This window comes from Sebaldella sp. S0638, assembly GCF_024158605.1.
Taxonomy (GTDB): Bacteria; Fusobacteriota; Fusobacteriia; order Fusobacteriales; family Leptotrichiaceae; genus Sebaldella.
The window spans coordinates 1-5386 of record NZ_JAMZGM010000176.1 but is presented as its reverse complement, the minus strand read 5'-3'; the positions used below and the strand labels follow the sequence as shown (position 1 = coordinate 5386).

Genomic DNA, 5386 nt, shown 5'->3' with positions numbered 1-5386 from the left:
ATAGATAAATCAATATATGAAAAACAAATCTTTTATTATATCAGATTTAATTTACAGACTTTCTTGCACACTCCCTTGAAAAAACTTCTTTTATTTCTTCTAGAGAAGAAGATCTGAAAGCTGTGACAATATTATTTCCAAAGTTATAAGTGTAGGCAGGCGGAACATCAGCAAACATGATTGTTTCTTCGCCGATTTTTAGTTCCCCGTGAGAAATAAGATTTTTAGTTTCATCTGTAAGAGCAGGATTTTGAACTTCTTCAAAAGTTTCAAAAATCGGCTCTGCATTAAATATTTTTCCATAAAATTCCATAGCATCTCTGCAATTTCCATTGAATAAAAAGTATGGAGTTATTTTTGCCATAATAATTCTCCCTTTCAAGTTTATATGTGTATTATTATAGCAGATTTTTTATTAAATAATCAATTTTTATAGTGATTTTTCCACATCAAACCAAAATTTTACGCCGTTTTCAGTATTTACTACACCGCAGTCACAATTTAATTTTTCAAGGATACCTTGTACAATAGCAAGACCAAGCCCGGTACCTCCGTATTTTCTGCTGCGGGAATCATCTTCTTTGAAGAATGGCTTCCATATTTTATCTATAACCTCTTCAGGAATCGAAGGCCCGTTATTTATAATCTCAATAGTAAGATAATTTCCTTTTGAGAAGGAATGAACTTTTATTTCACCTGTTCCGTCATCAGGAACAAAAGAAATAGCATTGCTGATAAGATTGGTAAGAACCTGTAACAGCAGAGTCCGGTTAGAATTTACCATAGTCTTCGGAACGCTGAAGTCCAAAAGAATACCTTTTGTATCAAAATCTACTTTATATTTTTGGAGTACAGAATTAATGAAATCTCTTAATTCAAATACTTCATAGTTAAATTCATGTAAAAATGACGAACTTTTCAGCAGAACTAGTAGTGAATCAATAAGCTTAGTCATATGCTGACCTCCATTTATAATTTCACCTGCATATTCCTGAAGCTCATCCAGAGTATCAGCATATCCTCCGGCAATAAACTCCGCATGTGTATTCATAATAGTAATGGGAGTTTTCAGTTCATGTGTAATAGCAGTAATAAAATTCTTGGTATCCTGGTCTTTTTTTCTTTCATAATCTATATCATGCTGTAACTCCACATTCATATTTTTTAGATTCTGAAGATTGTTCTCCAGAGTCTGTGAAAGAAGATTCAGATTATTAGCCGTTTCACCGAATTCATCCCTTGTGTGTAAATCAAGCTTTTCTGAAAAGTTAAGATTGATAATTTCTTTGATATTTCCGTTTATCAGAGTAATTTTTCTGGACAGGTATCTGGAAAATATCATAACAAGAGGAATCGAAAAAACGAGAGAAATCAGACCGACATAAACATAGAAAGTATTAGAGACCTCCACTGCATTTTCCACCTGCTCAAGAGGGGTTATCAGCGCGTACTGCCCTTCTGGTGTTTTTCTGATTATTAATTTCAGCCATGTAGGACCTCTGGAAAATTTTAATATTTCAAATTCGTAATTATTTTTTTTAAAAGCTTTCGTAGTCCTGTTTCTGGTGTCTTCCAACAATCTTCTGGGAATAAAATTATATGAAGTCTCATCATCAATATCAATACTCTTTTTCTCCACAGGAATAAGCTTTCTGGTATCCAGAGTAGCAGCAATACGCATAAGTTCCTTTTCCCTCAGAGCTACATAGTAACTATTCAAAAATAATTTATTTGATAATATTCCGAATGTTATCGTGGAAATAATTAATAACATTGTAAAGAAGAATATCTTATATATTATTTTCATTTTTCACCTCAAATTTATATCCAAATCCTTTTACTGTGGTAATAAACTCATGTCCTATCTTTTTTCTCAGATTTTTCACATGGGTATCCACAGTTCTGGGATCACTTTCACAGAGAAGATCCCATACATTATTTAAAATCTGTTCTCTGGAAAAGATCTTGCTGTGATTTTTCGCAAGATAATAGAGCAGATCATATTCCTTAGGGGGAAGATCAACAATTTTATCATTAAAATATACATTTTTTTCATTTTTTACAAATCTAAACTCTCCGATAGTGTATATTTCATCACCAAGCAGATTTTTCAGACGAAGTTCCAGAATTTTCAGGCTGAAAGGCTTTCGTATATAATCATCGGCTCCGATTTCAAGCCCCCTTATCTCGTCTTCTTCCTGAGTTTTGGCAGTAAGCATAAGAACAGGAGTGGTTTTCTCACTTTTAATAGCTCTGCATACTTCATAACCGTCTTTTTTAGGCATCATAACATCAAGGAGTACAAGATCCGGATTCCATTCATAAAAAAGATCTAGACCTTCTTCACCGTCAGCGGCCTCTCTTACAACATAACCATTTTTTATAAGAAAAGAACGAACCACTTTACGTATTCTTTCTTCATCCTCTACAATTAAAATTTTCATTTTCCCTCCTTAATGTGGTCGCATTCTGTCATATTAAAGTTTATCAGATGACAGAGTAAATTTTTTATATCTATTTATATCATATAAATAAAATTATGTAAAAAGTATTATTTATAAAATGTAAATAGGGAGAAATAAATATCTGTTTTTGGCAATAGTATCAGAATATTTATTTCTCCAAAATATTTTTGGATTTATACTATAAAGAATATAGTGGGCTTATTTAGCCGGCGGAATTCTATCCTCTGGGAGGAGCAGGTCTGTCTCCTCTGTGATATTGTTTTCCTCCGTGATGAAACGGTCTTAGATTATTGTCTTTTAGTTCGGCTCTCATCTGATATCCTAAAAGTTCTTTCTGAGCTTTCAGATCAGCTTTCTTTTTAGTAAGAGTCTCTACTTTTTTCCAGTCAACTTTCTCTGCTCTAAGCTGTTTCTGTAATTCTTGTCTGTTTTCTAACAGATTTACATCAAGTTTATTGAATTTATCTTCATATTTCGAGAAGATCTGCTCATATAATTTTTTATCCTCGGCAGACATTGTTTTCTGCATGGCTGGTCTTCCCGGAGCCGGTGCAGGAGCAGTCTCAGCTGCAAAAGAGAATGAAGACAGAGCTGTCATTACAGCCAGTGTTGCAATTATATTTTTTTTAGTCATTTTAATCACCTCATAAATTTTTCTATATATCTATGATATAACATCAATGTGAAATGTAGGTGAAGAAAAAAATATTTTTTAAAAATTTTTTTTATTAATAATTTTAAAAGAAATGAATAAAATAGTTGATTAAAAGTCAATAGAGGGATTGTGCTATTGCAGGGTGCAATTTAAAGTTAATAATGGAAGAATAAAAATGACATAGTATACTTTTGAAAATACTTATTATGTGTAAATCTAAAACAAAGGTGTATAAGTATAAAATCATAAATGAAAGTTTGTAATTTTTCGATTTTTCAGTATTAGAAGAGTATTTTATACAGTTTAGGATTGGTTACAAAAAGATTCTGATAAAATTAGAGGGAAAATTCTAAATTTATATTGACAAGTAAATTGAAAATGTATATAATCATCATACAAAATCAGTATTATTAATTGTTTGATCAATAAAATGAGACTAAAATAATGTTACTGAAAAATATTAATTGTTTAGAAAAATAATTATAATCAAATTAGTTGAATGACAGAGACTACCGTATAAACTCTGTTTATACCCATTAATAAAAGAATTGGAGAAACCATGATTAAAAAGAATAAAAAATTATTAGTAGCTATTGCTTTGAATTCATTAGCTATGGCATATGGTAAAAATTATGTGCAGGATAATTTAAAGCATAAACAGCTTTATACCAGTATTACAGAAAAAATGTCTGACAAAAAAATGGACAAAGAAAGTTATGCTTTGATAGAAGAAATATTGAAGCAGAAACGAAACGAACTGGAAGATCTTTATTTACAGTCGGATTACATAGTAAAGCCGGAATGTCTTTCATATCAGATATTTTTTTCAGGCTACTACAGTAATAAAAGCAGAGGGGAAAATAATACCGGAATTTATGCAAATTCACCTAAAAAAGTTAATACAGCTGATCTGGATGTTATAATTCCTGTGAGAGGTGTGAATTATAGAAAGAGGGGGATAATTTCAGAAATTTTGGATAATGGTCTTAATTTTGATATAGAGAATAGTTATGAGAGTCCGGAAGAATACACAATATCGGATATTATGATTTCTGACCCAGCATTTAACCCATTTACACAGGAATTAAATATACCGGAATTATTTAATGCCGCTATTCTGGAAAAAGTATCTACAGGATACGGGCAGGCTGCGGGAATCGGATTTATGACAGAGGGGAGTTCGATTTTGGGGAATTCCAGCGCAGAACCTGTCAGCGGTACTGCCACAGTAACAGTAAGATCAGCACAAAATGTGGAAATAAGCGGATCAGGTTTTAAGTGGAATGGTTATAATGACGCCACAAGGCTTGGCTATACTAGAAGTACGCCTACATCGGGAACAGTTTCGGCGGGAACATACAGTATGTACAGTAATAGCTATCCGCATGCATTTTTAAATGCACTGGCAGGTTCTTACACATTAAGCGGAAGCTGGGTATTTATCAATGAAACTACAAATGCTTATACAGACGGGGCAGCCAATAATTCTACACGTTTTATAAGTGTTAATCATGCATTTGGGGAAAAAGACCAAAAAACGTTTTTCAATATAGCACCGGGTTCTGTAATAGAACTTCACGGAAGAAATGACGGTCACATGACAGTCGCTGTAGAATATCAGTCTTTTAATGCGTTACCTGCGGTTATAATAAATGACGGGGAAATAATTCTTGCAGGCGGGAAGAACCTTCTTGGGGCGAGCATAATGCTGGAAACCCAGAAAGATGATGCTGAACCGCGAGGATGTCTGTATGAAAATTCAGGTTCAAGTACACTAAATAATCTGTGCGGGGTTTTGGTGAGAAAACCTCTTGAAGAATCAGCTTTTTTGAATAAAAATAAAATAGTAATAAACAGCAGTGAAAGTATAGGGATTGATTTCGCAAAATATAACTATGATTATACAAGAAATCCATTGACAATATATGTAGAATCAGGAAATATAGATATGAATGGTTCTATGAACTATGGAATAAGAATTCCTAATATATTTATGACTTCTTCTACAGGAGCAAAGTATTTTGAAGAGACGGTTATTAACGGAGATACCGGGACAATAAACGTAGCAGGAGATAAAAATACTGGTATTTCAATAAGCAGAAGAATATCAGGTTCTTCTTCGGTAACAGCTTATAACGGTTTGGCACAATCAGACAGTTCGGATATAATAGGTAATATACGTAATCTGGATATTGGTGTTAGTATGAAAAAGTGGACACAAAAATCTTGATTGTGTAAACTAATTGAGAGAAGGCAGGTGTCCGAA

General features: G+C 32.8%; 5 protein-coding genes. 1 reads left to right on the top strand and 4 read right to left on the bottom strand.

The window, feature by feature from the left end:
* Positions 1-46: 46 nt before the first annotated feature.
* The 4 genes from NK213_RS18795 to NK213_RS18780 form a co-directional block, all read right to left on the bottom strand.
* Positions 47-364, bottom strand: coding sequence for a VOC family protein (locus NK213_RS18795; RefSeq protein ID WP_253352116.1), 318 nt, complete (start codon positions 362-364; stop codon positions 47-49).
* A 66-nt stretch (positions 365-430) separates the two neighbouring features.
* Positions 431-1807: a cell wall metabolism sensor histidine kinase WalK gene (locus NK213_RS18790; RefSeq protein WP_253352115.1), complete on the bottom strand. Its 1377-nt coding sequence runs from the start codon at positions 1805-1807 to the stop codon at positions 431-433.
* On the bottom strand, positions 1791-2444 hold the full coding sequence (locus NK213_RS18785) for a response regulator transcription factor (RefSeq protein ID WP_253352114.1): 654 nt from the start codon (positions 2442-2444) through the stop codon (positions 1791-1793). Before NK213_RS18785 ends, NK213_RS18790 begins: the two co-directional genes overlap by 17 nt.
* A 238-nt stretch (positions 2445-2682) precedes the next feature.
* Positions 2683-3099: a hypothetical protein gene (locus NK213_RS18780; protein ID WP_253352113.1), complete on the bottom strand. Its 417-nt coding sequence runs from the start codon at positions 3097-3099 to the stop codon at positions 2683-2685.
* Positions 3100-3679: 580 nt separating this feature from the next.
* Here NK213_RS18780 and NK213_RS18775 point away from each other — a divergent pair.
* Positions 3680-5350, top strand: coding sequence for a hypothetical protein (locus NK213_RS18775; RefSeq protein WP_253352112.1), 1671 nt, complete (start codon positions 3680-3682; stop codon positions 5348-5350).
* Positions 5351-5386: the final 36 nt, after the last annotated feature.